The 14,172-nt window shown below is 71.0% G+C and carries 14 protein-coding genes; 6 read left to right on the top strand and 8 right to left on the bottom strand.

Annotated features, from left to right (window positions below):
• Positions 1 to 132: 132 nt before the first annotated feature.
• Positions 133 to 2,355: an endo-1,4-beta-xylanase gene (locus EDC02_RS42835; RefSeq protein ID WP_370461478.1), complete on the bottom strand. Its 2,223-nt coding sequence runs from the start codon at positions 2,353 to 2,355 to the stop codon at positions 133 to 135.
• Positions 2,356 to 2,949: 594 nt separating this feature from the next.
• Here EDC02_RS42835 and EDC02_RS21210 point away from each other — a divergent pair.
• Positions 2,950 to 3,813 (top strand): bifunctional 5,10-methylenetetrahydrofolate dehydrogenase/5,10-methenyltetrahydrofolate cyclohydrolase, encoded by an 864-nt coding sequence (locus EDC02_RS21210; RefSeq protein WP_123603467.1) that lies wholly within the window; start codon positions 2,950 to 2,952, stop codon positions 3,811 to 3,813.
• A gap of 57 nt (positions 3,814 to 3,870) precedes the next feature.
• Here EDC02_RS21210 and EDC02_RS21205 read toward each other — a convergent pair whose 3' ends face one another.
• The 5 genes from EDC02_RS21205 to EDC02_RS21185 form a co-directional block, all read right to left on the bottom strand.
• A complete protein-coding gene (locus EDC02_RS21205) occupies positions 3,871 to 4,773 on the bottom strand; it encodes an ADP-ribosylglycohydrolase family protein (protein WP_123603466.1) in 903 nt (300 codons plus the stop codon).
• A 48-nt stretch (positions 4,774 to 4,821) separates the two neighbouring features.
• Positions 4,822 to 5,994 (bottom strand): RNA polymerase sigma factor, encoded by a 1,173-nt coding sequence (locus tag EDC02_RS21200; protein ID WP_123603465.1) that lies wholly within the window; start codon positions 5,992 to 5,994, stop codon positions 4,822 to 4,824.
• Positions 5,991 to 6,398, bottom strand: a complete 408-nt coding sequence (locus EDC02_RS21195) for a YciI family protein (RefSeq protein ID WP_123605010.1) — start codon at positions 6,396 to 6,398, stop codon at positions 5,991 to 5,993. Before EDC02_RS21195 ends, EDC02_RS21200 begins: the two co-directional genes overlap by 4 nt.
• Before the next feature lie 171 nt (positions 6,399 to 6,569).
• A complete protein-coding gene (locus EDC02_RS21190; RefSeq protein ID WP_233606143.1) occupies positions 6,570 to 7,862 on the bottom strand; it encodes a HAMP domain-containing sensor histidine kinase in 1,293 nt (430 codons plus the stop codon).
• Entirely contained in the window at positions 7,859 to 8,512 is a 654-nt protein-coding gene (locus EDC02_RS21185; RefSeq protein WP_199757716.1) for a response regulator transcription factor, read from the bottom strand. The genes EDC02_RS21190 and EDC02_RS21185 overlap by 4 nt, the downstream gene beginning before the upstream one ends.
• Before the next feature lie 131 nt (positions 8,513 to 8,643).
• Here EDC02_RS21185 and EDC02_RS21180 point away from each other — a divergent pair, with 131 nt between their 5' ends.
• Genes EDC02_RS21180 through EDC02_RS21165 form a run of 4 tightly spaced genes read left to right on the top strand, consistent with a single transcriptional unit; the run spans position 8,644 to position 12,297 of the window.
• Complete coding sequence (locus EDC02_RS21180; RefSeq protein WP_123603463.1) at positions 8,644 to 9,210, top strand: hypothetical protein; 567 nt, start codon at positions 8,644 to 8,646, stop codon at positions 9,208 to 9,210.
• Positions 9,207 to 10,376 carry a peptidoglycan-binding protein gene (locus tag EDC02_RS21175; RefSeq protein WP_233606141.1) on the top strand — a complete coding sequence of 390 codons (1,170 nt, stop codon included), beginning with the start codon at positions 9,207 to 9,209 and terminating at the stop codon, positions 10,374 to 10,376. Before EDC02_RS21180 ends, EDC02_RS21175 begins: the two co-directional genes overlap by 4 nt.
• Positions 10,373 to 11,095 carry an ABC transporter ATP-binding protein gene (locus EDC02_RS21170; protein WP_233606140.1) on the top strand — a complete coding sequence of 241 codons (723 nt, stop codon included), beginning with the start codon at positions 10,373 to 10,375 and terminating at the stop codon, positions 11,093 to 11,095. The genes EDC02_RS21175 and EDC02_RS21170 overlap by 4 nt, the downstream gene beginning before the upstream one ends.
• Positions 11,092 to 12,297 (top strand): ABC transporter permease, encoded by a 1,206-nt coding sequence (locus tag EDC02_RS21165; protein WP_370461476.1) that lies wholly within the window; start codon positions 11,092 to 11,094, stop codon positions 12,295 to 12,297. Before EDC02_RS21170 ends, EDC02_RS21165 begins: the two co-directional genes overlap by 4 nt.
• 151 nt (positions 12,298 to 12,448) lie before the next feature.
• Here the strand turns inward: EDC02_RS21165 and EDC02_RS21160 are convergent, their stop codons facing one another.
• Positions 12,449 to 13,123, bottom strand: coding sequence for a DNA polymerase beta superfamily protein (locus tag EDC02_RS21160; RefSeq protein ID WP_123603462.1), 675 nt, complete (start codon positions 13,121 to 13,123; stop codon positions 12,449 to 12,451).
• A gap of 72 nt (positions 13,124 to 13,195) precedes the next feature.
• Between EDC02_RS21160 and EDC02_RS21155 the strand changes: the two genes are divergently transcribed.
• Complete coding sequence (locus EDC02_RS21155) at positions 13,196 to 13,621, top strand: hypothetical protein (protein ID WP_123603461.1); 426 nt, start codon at positions 13,196 to 13,198, stop codon at positions 13,619 to 13,621.
• On the opposite strand, the gene EDC02_RS21150 is transcribed toward EDC02_RS21155, so the two are convergent.
• Complete coding sequence (locus tag EDC02_RS21150; RefSeq protein WP_158632257.1) at positions 13,606 to 14,166, bottom strand: GNAT family N-acetyltransferase; 561 nt, start codon at positions 14,164 to 14,166, stop codon at positions 13,606 to 13,608. The two genes, EDC02_RS21155 and EDC02_RS21150, sit on opposite strands and share 16 nt — an antisense overlap.
• Between the last annotated feature and the right edge of the window lie 6 nt (positions 14,167 to 14,172).

Here is a 14,172-nt window from a genome sequence, read left to right as displayed (position 1 = left end):
CCGAGGGTGGCGGACCTGTCAGGCTGGGGATGACGGACCAGCCGGCGCTATCGGCACAAGCGGTACTGCGACGCGGCGGACCGTGGATCGCTCGATGGCGATCCGCGGCCCGCCGCGGCTAGCGCTTGCCTACTATCCGGCCGTACAGGATCTGATCTGGGGCCGGGCCCAGGAGTTGCCGTTGAACATGGTGGTGAAGCCGAAAGTGTTGCCGTTGCCGTTGGCGCGGATGGTCATCACGTTTCCACTGGAGTCCCAGGTGGGGTTGCCGTTCCAGGTGGCCGAGATGCGCTGTGGCGGGGTGATCGCCACCACGACGGTCCAGTTGCTGGTCCCGGTGACCGTCACGGAGGTGTTGTAGCGGTCGCCCCAGACCTGACCGGTCGACATCGTCGCGGTGCAGGTCCCCGGGCCCGGTGTCGTCGGGTCGGGGGTGGGCGTCGTCGGGTCGGGGGTCGGCGTGGGCGTGGGCGGCGGCTGATCCGGCAGCAGCGGGCAACTGTTGCGGTACCCGGCGATGCCGCTGGAGTCCATCAACGGGCACAGGAACTGGGTGTAACGGGAGTCGCTGTCGACGAAGGTCTTGAGCCAGGGGATCAGGATCCGCATTTCGAGGTTGTTGGGCCGGGTCGGGAAGAGATGATCGGCACCGACGAACTCCATGTAGGCGCGCTCCGTCGAGGACGGCAGAGCGTTGTACAGGTCGGTTACGTACGACGGGGCGACCACGGTGTCGTTGGTGCCGGCGATGAGCAACGTCGGCACCTGGTTGTTGGCCGGGGTTCCCGACGGCATGAACGGGGTGAGCCCGATGGCGGCCTTGAGGGAGGACCGCGTACCGGCTGCGTGGAGTGCCCCACCGCCGCCCATCGAGTGACCGATCACCGATTGACGGCTGGCGTCGATCCGGTCACGGACCGGACTACTGCTGGTGAGCCAGTCCAGAGCGGCGAGCAACTGGGTGCCCCGGGCGGTGTCGAAGTCGTCGGTGCTGTTGGTCTCGACACCGATGACGACGAAGCCGAAGGACGCCAGCCAGTGGCCCATCCAGGCTTCCTCGTCGGCGAACCGTGCGGTGTAGCCGGGCACGATCGCGACCGCACCGAAGGTGCCCTGGCTGGTGTCGGTGGGATAGTAGATCGATCCGCCGTTGAATCCGTTGCCCGGGGACACGCTCATCTCCGCAGTGGCGAAGGTGCCTCGGTTGGCCGCCACGCTGTCGCGGGTGGGGTCCGGACCGCGCTGGTACGGGTTGCCGACCGGTGGCGGCGAAGTCGGCGGGGCGCTCGTCGGCGGTGCGGTGGTCGGCGGTGCGGTGGTCGGTACCGGGGTGGCGCTGTTCAGTGCGGCGAGGGTGGCGTCGTACGCCTGCTTCTTGTTGCCGTTGTTGTCGAACAGTAGTGGGGTGCCGTAGCTGCGCCAGGAGTCGCTGTCGCGGATGCCCCAGACGGTGATGCCGGTGCAGCGGGCGATGGCGAGGCAGTCGTTGACGACGCCGCGGAAGGCGTTGGCCTGGCTGCTGCCGGAGCCTTCGATGTCGAGTTCGGTGATCTGTACGTCGACGCCGAGGGCGGCGAAGCTGGACAGGGTGGTGCGGTAGTTGGACGGGTAGGGGGACTGGGAGTTGAAGTGTGACTGCAGGCCGACGCAGTCGATGGGTACGCCGCGTTGTTTGAAGTCGCGGACGAGGTTGTAGGCGGCCTGGGTCTTGGCCCAGGACCAGTTGTCGATGTTGTAGTCGTTGTAGCAGAGTTTGGCGTCGGGGTCGGCGGCGCGGGCGGCGCGGAAGGCGGCTTCGATCCAGTCGTTGCCGGTGCGTTGGAGGTTGGAGTTGCGGCGGGCGCCGGAGTTGCCGTCTTCGAAGGCTTCGTTGACGACGTCCCAGGAGTGGATCTTGCCTCGGTAGTAGGAGGCGACGCGGGTGACGTGGTTGAGCATGGCCTGGCGGAGGGCGTTGCCTTCCATGCTCTGCATCCAGCCGGGTTGCTGGGAGTGCCAGGCGAGGGTGTGGCCGCGGACGGCCATGCCGCGGGAGAGGGCGTGGTTGACGATCCGGTCGCCGTTGGTGAAGTTGAACTGGTTCTGTTGTGGTTCGGTGGCGTCGAGTTTCATCTCGTTTTCGGCGGTGACGCTGTTGAACTCCCGGTTGAGGATGTTCACGTACGTCGAGTCGCCGAGTTTGTTGGCGGCGACGGCGGTGCCGAAGTAGCGGCCGGACTGGGCCGCGGCCGCCCCCAGGGTGGCCTCGTCGGCGTGTGCCGGCGTGGTCGCTGTCAATGCGGCCACGGCTGCGACGAGCACAGCCGCAGCGGCCGACAGCCCGAACGCCAAGCGGCGTCCGACGGGTCTTGTCACGGGATACATGACCTTCCCTTCTGGCAGAAGCTAGGAGACGCCCGCAGAGGCGCGGTTCGGGGCCGTGTGCGTGCTCCGGTCGTCGTTGAACAGGCAGCGTCGAACCGAGCCGTGGCCCTGGACGGACGGATGTTGCATCGTCTTCCATGCATGTGAGCGTCAGTACACGGGTGGGTGATACGGCGGTGCGTGCCCGGCTCCTGGCGGACGACCAGGTTGCAGGGGTGCCTGCCCTCCCTGCATCCATAGACTGTGAGCGATAACAGCCCCGGCGTCAACAAGTTCCGGCAAAGTTCCGGAAGAAGTTCAGCGCCGTGTCTCGATGTCATCCACGAGCTGGAGCGCAGTATGGCTGCGTCGTCCGAGCCGGCAAGGTCGCCGCTTCCTGGGCGGGCGACGGTCATGAACCTAGTCAACCGATGTGGACTACGAAAGCATTTCCGGAAGAGTTTCGGTACCAGGTCCGAAGAGGGGAGTCGGGCGCCCCGGCGCGGTATTCTCGGCAGTCAGTGCGACTGGCGGCACGGGATGGTGGACCATCGGGGAGCCGGCCACGGGAGTCGACCGCCTGGGCTCCCGTCCGAAAGGACTCCCATGCCCACGACCGCTCGACTGCTGCCCGGCGCGCCGGTGGCCGAGGCCGTACTCGCCGATGTCACCCGGCGGGTGGCCGTCCTGCGCGAACGCGGTGTCACGCCCAGCCTGGCCACCATTCTGGTCGGCGACGACGACGCCAGCGCCGGCTACATCCGCCTCAAGCAGCGACAGGCCGCCGAGTTGGGCTTCGACTCACCGCACCGGCACCTGTCCGCCGACGCCACCCAGGACGACCTGCTTGACGTGATCGCCGAGTTCAACGCCGACGATCGGGTGCACGCCGCCCTGATCCAGTACCCCGTCCCAGGTCACCTCGACTACGACGCCGCGTTGCAGAGCCTCGACCCGGACAAGGACGTCGACGGCATGCACCCGCTGAACATGGGTCGCCTCGCCGTCGGCATGCCCGGACCCGTGCCGTGCACCCCGGCCGGGATCGAAGCGCTGCTGGCCCACCACCGGATCCCGGTCTCCGGCCGGGAGGTGGTCATCCTCGGCCGGGGTGCCACCCTCGGCCGGCCGCTGGCCATGCTGCTGGCCCAGAAACGCCCGACCGCCAACGCTGCTGTCACCGTGGTCCACACCGCAGTAGCGGACTGGCCGCGCTACACCCGCCGCGCGGACATCCTGATCGCGGCGGCCGGCGTGCCCGGCATCATCCGGCCGGAGCATGTGCGGCCTGGCGCGGTGGTGATCGGCGCCGGTGTCCGCTACGCAGGCCGCCGCCTCCTGCCGGACGTGGACGAGGCCTGCGCCGAGGTGGCCTCCGCAATCACCCCACGGGTCGGCGGCGTCGGACCGACCACTGTCGCCATGTTGTTCCGCAACGCCGTGCACAGCGCCGAAAGGGTAACCCGGTAGCAGCCGACCCGGCCCGCCGGCCAGCGTCCACCGTGGTCGTCGACCCTTCGCGGTGTGCTACCGGGTCGGGCGTACCTGGTCGGGGAGCGGCTCGCGGCGGGTCAGCCACTCTGTGGGTATCCCGCCCGGTCCGGAACCGGTGTGCGCGGCCACGATCCCCCCGACGATCGCCGCGGTCGTGTCGACGTCACCGTCGGCCTCGACACAGGCGTGGATCGCCGCCGGGTAGTCGTCGAGCCAGGTGGCGGCGACCCACAGCGCGAACGGAACCGTGTCGAAGGCCAGCACCTGCGAGCCGTTGCCCAACTCGTACGCCGCCTCGGCGACGCTGACCCCCAGCAACCGCCTGGCCCGGACGATGCCGGACATCAGTCGGCCGTCGATCAGGTGGGCCAGCACCACGTCAAGTAGTTCGGCCGGCTCGGGCCGGGACCGGGTCAGCCGCGACCAGCCGGCTTCCGCCGCCGCGACGGCGACCGCGACCGCGCCCAGTACGGCTTCCGGATGGGCGTGGGTGACCTCCGCCGACCGCCAGGCCTGCAGAGCGGCCGTACGGTTGTCGCCCGCGTGAAAAGCGCCGAGCGGGGCCACCCGCATCGCCGCGCCGTTGCCCATCGACCCCTGGCCGTCGAACGCCGCACCGGCGGCGTCCCGCCAGGGAATGCCCTGCCTGATCTGGCGTAGCAGCACCACCGCGCCGGCACCATAGCCACGGTACGGCTCGAAGTGCTCGGCGAACCGGGCCGCCAGGCGGTCCTGGTCGATGCGGTCGTGCTCGCGCAACTCGGCGACGATCGAGCAGGCCATCTCGGTGTCGTCGGTCCACGGCCACGGCCCGGCCGGCGGGTCTCCGTCGAGCAACGCGGCAAGGCTGGTGCCGGGGACGAACGACTGGGCGCCGAGGGCATCCCCGACGGGAAGCCCGTCCAGACTGTCGGAGCAGAGGTCGAGCGACGTCATGTTGCGGCAGACTCTGCCAGCTGCGTCGGCGGTTCGGAAGCCCACGGTTCATTCCGGTCCGCCGCCGCTCGACTGCTCAACTCGCAGCTGCGTGTTGAGCCGGGCGGCCCGCCGCAGGAGATGGTCGCGCTCGGGCAGGTTGGGCGCTGACCCGGCAGCCTGGGCGTAGAGCCGCGCCGCGGTCACCGGATCACCGTCCCGCTCGTGCAGATGTGCCGCGACGGCGGCGTACCGGGGCAGGGACGGGTCGAGTTCTGCCAGGGCAGCCAGACCGGCTCGCGCACCGTCGGCCTCGCCGACCGCGACAGCCCGGTTGAGTCGCACCACCGGGCTGTCGGTGCGGCGCCCCAGTTCGTCGTACCACTCGACGATCTGCACCCAGTCGGTCTCCTCGGCGCTCCGCGCGTCGGCGTGCAGCGCGGCAATGGCCGCTTGGGCCTGGAACTCGCCCAGCCGGTCGCGGGCGAGCGCGGTCTGGAGCACGTCGACGCCCTCGGCGATCAGTGAAGTGTCCCACCGGCTGCGGTCCTGCTCGGCGAGTGGCACGAGCCGGCCGTCGAGGCCGGTCCGTGCCGGACGCCGGGCGTGGTGCAGCAGCATGAGAGCCAGCAGGCCGGCGACCTCCGGATGGTCGATCATGTCCGCCAGCTGGCGGGCGAGCCGGATCGCCTCGGCGGCGAGGTCGACGTCACCGGAGTAGCCCTCGTTGAAGACCAGGTAGAGCACACGCAGCACGGTGGCGACGTCACCGGGCTGGTCGAACCGGACGCCGGCGACGGTCCGCTTGGCCCTGCTGATCCGCTGGGCCATGGTCGCTTCCGGCACCAGATATGCCTGCGCGATCTGCCGTGTGGTCAGGCCGCCGACTGCCCGTAGCGTGAGCGCGACCGCCGAGGCCGGGGTCAGGGTCGGGTGCGCGCACAGGAAGTACAGCGCCAGCGTGTCGTCCGCTGCCCCGCCCTGCCCGGGCACCGGTTCGGCTTCGACCAGCTCCTCCCGCCGCTGTCGGGAGGTGTCGGCGCGCACGGCGTCGAGGAACTTGCGCCAGGCCACCGTGACCAGCCAGCCCTTGGGGTCGCGGGGTGGGCTGTCGGGCCACGCGCGTACCGCCTCGACCAGGGCGTCCTGCACGGCGTCCTCGGCCGCCGCGAAGTCGGCTCCGCGGCGGACGAGGACACCGATCACCGCAGGGACCAGCTCCCGCAGCAGGGACTCGTTCACTCGGTGGCCGTGGGCTGCTCGCCGTAGGCCGGTCGCACCTCGAGCCACTCGTGGATCGGCTTGCCACCCGCGCCGGGAGCCGCGGACAGTTCACCGGCGAGCTCGATCGCGCGCTCGTAGGTCTCGACGTCGATCACCATCCATCCAGCGACCAGGTCCTTGGTCTCGGCGAACGGGCCGTCGGTGACAGGTGGCCGCTCCTCACCGTCGTACCGGACGAACGTGCCCTCCGGGGAGAGCGCCTGCTCGCCGACGTACTCGCCGGTGCTCTGCAGCCGGGTGGCGAAGTCACGCATGTACTGGATGTGGGCCGTGACCTCCTCCGGCGTCCATTGATCCATCGGCGCGTCGTTGACCGCCGCCGGCGCGCCCCGGTAGTGCTTGAGCAGCAGGTACTTGGCCATGTTGGTCTCCTTGGTGAGGTACGGCCCCATTGTGGCCGTGTTCGCACCTGGGACGGAGCCGCTCGTAGGTTCTCGACATGCCGTCGCGAGATTTCTCAAAGAGAACGTCGACGACTCCGCGCGCCGGTCACCCCAGGTTCCTTTGACGGCGAGCAGATCCGGCACGTCACGCTAGTGCGGTTTCGCGTCGGGCAGTCGGCGCCCCGCTGGCGTTGCTGCAGATCGCAGCTGCGGCCTGGCAAGGGCGTCATCGACCGGCAGGGTCACCGTCACCACCAGACCGCCCCCGTCGCGCGGCTGGGCCGAGACGGCCCCGTCGTGTGCCCCGGCAACCGCCCGTACGATCGACAACCCGAGGCCGAACCCGCGCCCGTCGACCCGGTCGCGGCGCAGCCGCCGGAACGGCTGAAAGATCGTTTCCGTCTCGTACGGCGCCACCACCGGTCCGGTGTTCGTCACCTCCAGCTCCACCCGACCCCCTGCCTGCCCGGTGCGCACCGACAACCAGCCGCCCGCCGGTAGGTTGTGCCGCACCGCGTTCTCCACCAGGTTCTGCGTCAGCCGTTCCAGCAGCACCGGATCGCCAGCGGTCGGCGCCGTGGCCAACTCCCGGTGCACCGCGACCGAGGGGCCCTCGGTCGACAGGTCCAGCACGTGCGCGGCGATCTTCGCCAGGTCTACCGGGACGCGTTCGGTGACCGCGTTCTCCGAATCGGCGAGGGTGAGCAGCCCGTCGATCAACCGTTCATGCCGCCCGTTCACGACCAGCAGGCTTTCGCCCAGCTGCCGCAGCTCGGGCGTAGCGTCCGACCGGGTCACCGCCAGCTCCAGCAGGGCACGGTTCACCGCCAGCGGAGTGCGCAGCTCGTGCGAGGCGTTCGCCACGAACCGGCGCTGCCCGTCGAACGAGCGGTCCAACCGCTCCAGCATCAGGTCGAAGGTGTCGGCCAGCTCCCGGACCTCGTCGGCCGGCCCCTGCAGGGCGATTCGCTCGTGCAGGCCACGGCCGGCTCCGTCCGCCCCGGCGATCCGGCTGGCGGTCGCGGTGATCCGGTGCAGCGGCTGGAGCGCCCGCCCGGCGATCAGCCAACCGGCCGTCACCGCCACCACCGACACCAGCAGCAGCGCCACCCCACCCTGGGTGAGCAGCGACTCCATCGCACTTGCCCGGACCTCCTGTTGCACGTCCAGAACGAGGGCCTGCAGCTGGACCGAGTCCGCTGGGACGACCCGATCCGCGCCGGACGCGCCGGTCGCGCCGGAGAACGACCCGGACTGGGTCGCCTCCACGGGTCGCGGCATCCGCTGGTCTACCAGCACATAGGTGACGCCCAGCAGGATCATCCCGGCAAGCAGCAACAAACCGCCGTAGACCACGGTCAGCCGGGCTCGCAGCGTCAGCCGGTTACGAAGGGGCGGCCAGCCTCGCCCCGGCGGCCGCGTCCGGTTCACCCTGCCGTTCACGGGATCTGGTATCCCACGCCGGGCACCGTCAGGATCAACGGCGGATCGCCGAGCTTGCGCCGCAGCTTCATCATCGTCACCCGCACCACGTTGGTGAACGGGTCGATGTGCTCGTCCCAGGCCCGCTCCAGCAGATCCTCGGCGGAGAGCACCGCCCCGTCCGCCCGCAACAGCTCGGCCAGCACGGCGAACTCCTTGCGGGACAGCGGCACGTACCGGTCGTCGCGGTACACCTCGCGCCGGGCCGGATCCAGCACGATTCCTGCCCGGGCGAGCTTCGGCGGCAGCGGGTGCGGTCGCCGTACCAGCGCCTGGACCCGCGCGGACAGCTCCACCATCGCGAACGGTTTGACCAGGTAGTCGTCGGCACCGAGCTGGAGCCCGGCGACCCGGTCCCGCACCGCCGACGCCGCAGTCAGCATCAGCACCCGCGTCCCGCTGCCGCTGTCCACCACCGCCCGGCACACGTCGTCGCCGTGCACCACCGGCAGGTCCCGGTCCAGCACCAGAACGTCATAGGCGTTGACGCCGAGCCGTTCCAGCGCCGCGTCCCCGTCGTAGGCCACGTCGACGGCCAACGCCTCCCGCCGCAGCCACTCGGCGATCGCGTCCGCCAGCAGGGTCTCGTCCTCGGCCACCAGCACTCGCACCGGTCCATGGTGCCGCACGGTCGCGTAACGAACGCGTAAACGGCTTCGGTTACGCCCGGGATACGCCCCGGACGGTGCACTCGTCCCCGTTAGCCGGCGACCCGCGCCGGCGGACGAAGGGAGCGACGACAATGCGACGACGCCGGACCGGGCTGCTACTGGCCGTACCGATCAGTCTCGCCCTGGCCCTGGCGGTATCCGGCTGCGCCGGTGCCGCCGACGGCGACCAGGTGGCCACCGCCGACGGCGCGGGACCGACGGCCTCCGCCGGTGCCGGTGCCGGGGACGGGGACGGGGACAGCGTCGACGGGCTCACCGACGAGGAGCGACAGCTGCGGTTCGCCCGGTGCATGCGGGAGAACGGCGTGGACATGCCGGACCCCGAACCGGGCGAACGCGGCGCGATGCAGGGCTTTGGGACGGACAGCGACATGGAGAAGGTCGAGGCGGCGATGGAGCAGTGCCGCGAATTCCTGCCGGGCGGCGGCGAGACGGGGCAGTCGGACCCCGAACAGATCGAACGGGTACGCGAGATAGCCAAGTGCATGCGGGAGAACGGGGTGACCGACTTCCCCGACCCGGACGTCGACGGGCGGATGAACCTCGACCTGAGCATGAGCCCGGACGATCCCACCTTCCAGGCCGCCATGGAGAAATGCGGCCAGGGCATGGCACCGCCCGCCGGAGGTAGCCGGTGACCAGCCAGGAGCAGCCCGCTCCGGTCCCATCGGACCAGGAGCGGATCCGATCGGACCAGGAGCGGATCTCACCGGAGCGGCGGACCGACCGGCCTCGCTGGCGCCGACGGGTGGCCCTGCCCGCCGTCGGCCTGGCCGCCGCCACGGTCCTCGCGGCCGGCGTGGCCGTGGCGGCGGCCGTCGGCTTCGGCAGCGGCCAGACAGATACAGCCACCGCGAGCACCCTTCCTCCCGCGACCGCCACCGTTGCCCGGCAGACCCTCACCGACAGCAAGGCCGTCAGCGGGGAACTGGGGTACGGGCCGAGCCGCACCGTCGTGGCCCGGGCGGCGGGCACTCTTACCGCGCTCACGCCGGTCGGCACCACCGTCAGCCAAGGCCAGGCGCTCTACGCGGTGGATAACGAGAAGATCGTCCTGCTCTACGGCAACCTGCCCGCGTACCGGACTCTGGAACCGGGCCTGACCGGCGCGGACGTCGAACAGTTCGAACAGAACCTGAGCAAGCTCGGCTACACCGGCTTCACGGTCGACGACGAGTACACCTGGCCGACCGCCGAGGCGGTCCGGAAGTGGCAGGCCGACCTCGGCCTGCCGAAGACCGGCCGGGTCGAGCCGGAGCAGATCAGCTACGCCCCCGGGAAGGTACGGGTCGACAGCCACCGGGCCGAGATCGGCGACCTGCTGCAGTCCGGCGGACCGGTGCTGACCACCACCGGCACCGACCGGCTGGTCACCGTCGAACTGGACATCACCGACCTGCGCCTGGCGGAGGTGGACAGTGAGGTCGCCGTCGCTCTGCCGGACCGCACCACCGTACCGGGCACGATCATCGCCAGCGAGTTGGTGATCAGCGGTGGCGACGGGCAGCAGGACGATCCGGAAACCATCGTCGAGGTGACGGTCGCGGTGGACGACCCCGCCGCCATCGAGGAGTACGACCGGGCGTCCGTCGAGGTGTCGTTCACCACCGACCGACGCGAGGACGTGCTCACCGTGCCGGTCGCCGCGCTGCTCGCCCTCGCCGAGGGCGGGTACGGCGTCGAGGTCGTGGACGGGCCGGACACCCGGATCGTGGCCGTGGAGACCGGCCTGTTCGCCGACGGCCAGGTCGAGATCTCCGGTGACGGCCTGACCGCCGGCCTGACCGTGGGGGTGCCGTCGTGATCGCACCAGCCGCCGCCGACGTGCCGGTCGTCTGCCTCGACGCCGTCACCAAGGAGTACGGCGGCGGTGTCCGGGCGCTCGACGATGTCAGCCTCACCATCACCGCCGGCGAGCTGCTCACCATCGTCGGCCCGTCGGGCTCCGGCAAGTCGACCATGCTGAACCTGATCGGCACCCTGGACCGGCCGAGCAGCGGCCGGGTCAGCATCGACGGGTACGACGTGGCCACGCTGACCGACCGGGAGCTCTCCGCTCTGCGGGCCAGCCGGGTCGGCTTCGTCTTCCAGCAGTTCCACCTGCCGGCTGGTGCGCCCGTCGCGGACGCGGTCGCCGACGGGCTGCTCTACTCCGGCGTACCGCTGGCCACCCGACGGCGGCGGGCGGCGGCCGCCCTGCGGCGCGTCGGGCTCGGACATCGGCTGGACCACCGGCCACACGAACTCTCCGGTGGGGAACGGCAACGGGTCGCCATCGCCCGAGCCGTCCTCGGCGAGCCGGCACTGCTGCTCGCCGACGAGCCGACGGGGAACCTCGACACCGCCTCCGGTGAGTCGGTACTGAACCTCCTGCACGAACTGCACACCGCCGGGACCACCGTCGTGATCATCACCCATGATCGGGAGCTGGCCGAGCGGATGCCCCGCCGGGTGCGGATGCGCGACGGCCGGATCGTCGAGGACAGCCGTACGCCGGTCGCGGTCGCCGGAGTCTCCCGGTGACCCGGCCCCGCCCCACCCCGGCCCGGATGCGCCCCGGCGACATCCTGCGGGTAGGCGGCGTCGGACTGCGTACCCGCCCGATGCGGGCGTTCCTCTCCGCGCTGGGCATCGCGATCGGCATCGCCGCGATGGTCTCCGTCGTCGGCATCTCCGCCTCGTCCCGGGCCGAGATCGACCGTACCCTTGCGGCGCTCGGCACCAACCTGCTCACGGTGGCTCCCGGCAACACCTTGTTCGGTGCTGACGCGAAACTGCCGGCCGATTCGGTGGCCATGATCGGCCGGGTCGGACCGGTCCGGCAGGTCGCCGCCACCGGTCTCGTCCCCGACACGTCGGTCTACCGCAATGACCGGATCCCCAGCGCCGAGACCGGTGGGATCGGCGTACGCGCGGCCGAGCTGGACCTGCTCGACACGGTCGGTGCGACGGTGGCCGCAGGGACCTGGCTGAACGCCGCCACCGAGCAGTACCCGGCGGTGGTGCTCGGTGCCGACGCCGCCAAGCGCCTCGGGATCGGCTCGGCCGGAGTAGACGTGCAGGTCCTTCTCGGCGGCAGATGGTTCACCGTGATCGGCGTTCTGGACCCGGTGCAGCTCGCCCCGGAGATCGACTCCTCGGCGCTGGTGGGCTGGCCGGCCGCACAGACGTACCTCGGTTTCGACGGCCACCCGACCACGGTCTACACCCGCAGCGTCGAGTCGGCCGTGGAGTCGGTCCGGTCGGTGCTGGCGGCCACCGCCAACCCGGCAGCACCGCACGAGGTGAAGGTCTCCCGCCCGTCCGACGCGCTCGCCGCGCAGCAGGCCGCCGACGCGGCCTTCACCGGGCTGCTGCTCGGTATCGGCGCGGTGGCGCTGCTGGTCGGCGGGGTCGGGGTCGCCAACACCATGGTGATCTCGGTGCTGGAGCGGCGCGCCGAGATCGGGTTACGCCGCTCGCTCGGCGCCACCCGGGGCCAGGTGCGTACCCAGTTTCTCGCCGAGTCGCTGCTGTTGTCGGCGCTCGGCGGCACCGCCGGGGTGCTGCTGGGCATCGTGGTCACCACCGGGTACGCCCTCACCCAGGCCTGGCCGGCGGTGGTGCCGGCCTGGGTAAGCGGCGGCGGGATCGCGGCGACACTGCTGATCGGGGCGGTCGCCGGGCTCTACCCGGCGGTACGGGCCGCCCGACTCGCCCCCACCGAGGCGCTGGCCGCCACCTGACGGGTCCTGGTGTCTCTGGTCGCTGACGCGTCCTGGGGTCTCCGGTTGCGCGCCGGGCCCGGGTATCTCATCGGGGGACCCGGCGCCCGGCGCGTACTGCGGGCGGGGTAGCGCGTGGGCGCCGTCGGCCACCACGGCGGCACGTCGACGGTCACCCCAGGTTCCTTTCCCGTACGCCGATGAGCAGCCGGTCGACGGCGGCCCGATCGGGTTGCTCCGGCAGTACGGTGCCGGCCGCCGCGTCGTCGAGCTCGGCCAGCAGGTCCGCCGCCCAGGCGGTGACCGCCGGCCAGGGCAGCTCGCCGCGCCGGAGGGCGAGCAGCCGGTCTCGCAACGGTCCCACGTCGACCAGGACCTCCCCGGTCCGCAGCACGTGCGCACCGGCGGTCAGCAGCCGGATCATGTGCATGGCCTGCTTGTGGTTCGTTTCGCCGGTGCGTTTCCGGCGGGCCGCCACCCGGTCGAGCTGGTCGCGGGCGTAACCGCCGTACGTCTGGGCGAGTCGCGTCGACAGGAACGCCTGCCGGGCCGCCAGCAACTGCTCGCCGTCCTCGCGCAGCGTCTCGATCAGCGGTGACCAGAGCACCTCCAAGACGGTCGGATTACCTTGCAGTGCCAGGGTGCAGAAGCGTTCGATCTCCCAGGAGAACTGCTCCGGCGCCGGCCCGTCGAGGTGGGTGGGCGGCTTGTCCAGCTGCCAGAACGCTCGGGTCGGGGCCACGTACACGCCGCGCCGGTCGTAGTCGGAGTCCGGCCCGTGCAGCCCGTACGCCCGGGATCCGACGACGACGGCGAGGACGGTGTGCCGCTCGACAAGCTCGCTCACGCCCGGCACGTTACTCCTGGCCAGGTGGTGCCCCGGGCGGACACTGTTGCTCGACCGGGCGAGGATGGGGCGATGGTGGATTCATCCTGGGCGGCGGTCGGCCCTCGGCCGTATCTGGACCATTTCCTGCGCGAGTACGGGCTGACCGAGGCCGGCCTGGGCGAGCGGCTCGGTACCCGCCCAGTGCGGTCCTGGGTCGACGGCGAGACCTTCGACGACGAATATCTGGTGCACGATTCGGTGCTGCGTTCGCACGGCGCGTCTCCGTGCGCCGGTGACGCGCAGGCCCTCGCCTTCTGCGAGGAGATCGCGGATCTGATCGTCTCCCGGTACGGGTCGACGCGGGACGCGGCGGTGGCGGTGGTCAACCAGCAGTGGTCCGAGGCCGAACCCGGCGGGCGTACACCACGGGTGTGGATCGTCGGATCCGACATCGTCTACCACGAGACGCCGGAGTACTGGGCCGGGTTCATCGTCAACCGTCACAGCGTGAGCTGAAAGTAGCGGTAGCGGGTGTCGCCCGGGCCGGGGCGGCTGTGGCCGTCGGCCTGCCAGCCGCGAGCGGCGTAGAAGCGCTGGGCCCGAATGTTGCGTTCCCACGACTCCAGCACCCCGCCGGACCGACCGGTCCGCTGCAGGTACGCGATGAAGGCGTCGTGCAGCAGCCCACCGATTCCTCGACCCCAGCAGTCGGGGAGCACGTGGATCTGGTACAGCTGACCGACGTGGGCCGGGTCGACGTGACCGGAGGCGGCGGGTCCCATCGTTGCGCAGCCGACGACCCGGCTGTCGAGGACAGCGGCGACGGTGAACCGTTCCGGCGAGGTCACCGCGTTGGCCCAGGCGGCACGGCGTTCGGCGTACGCCTCGGGGGACGACAGAGACGGGTCGGCCGGGTCGAGCCCACCTGCCGCCGTGTAGTAGGCGGTGCGGGCCAGCGTGTGCACCTCGGTCAGCTGGTCGACATCGGCGAGCGTGGCCTCGCGTACGAGGGCCGATGCGGGCTGGCGGCGCGGGAGGCGGACACCGTCAGGCGAGGTCAACCGGTG

Origin of the sequence: Micromonospora sp. Llam0, assembly GCF_003751085.1 — a bacterium.
Lineage (GTDB): Bacteria > Actinomycetota > Actinomycetes > Mycobacteriales > Micromonosporaceae > Micromonospora_E.
Note: the sequence above shows the minus strand (reverse complement) of the source record. Positions and strands in the feature narration are given on the sequence as shown.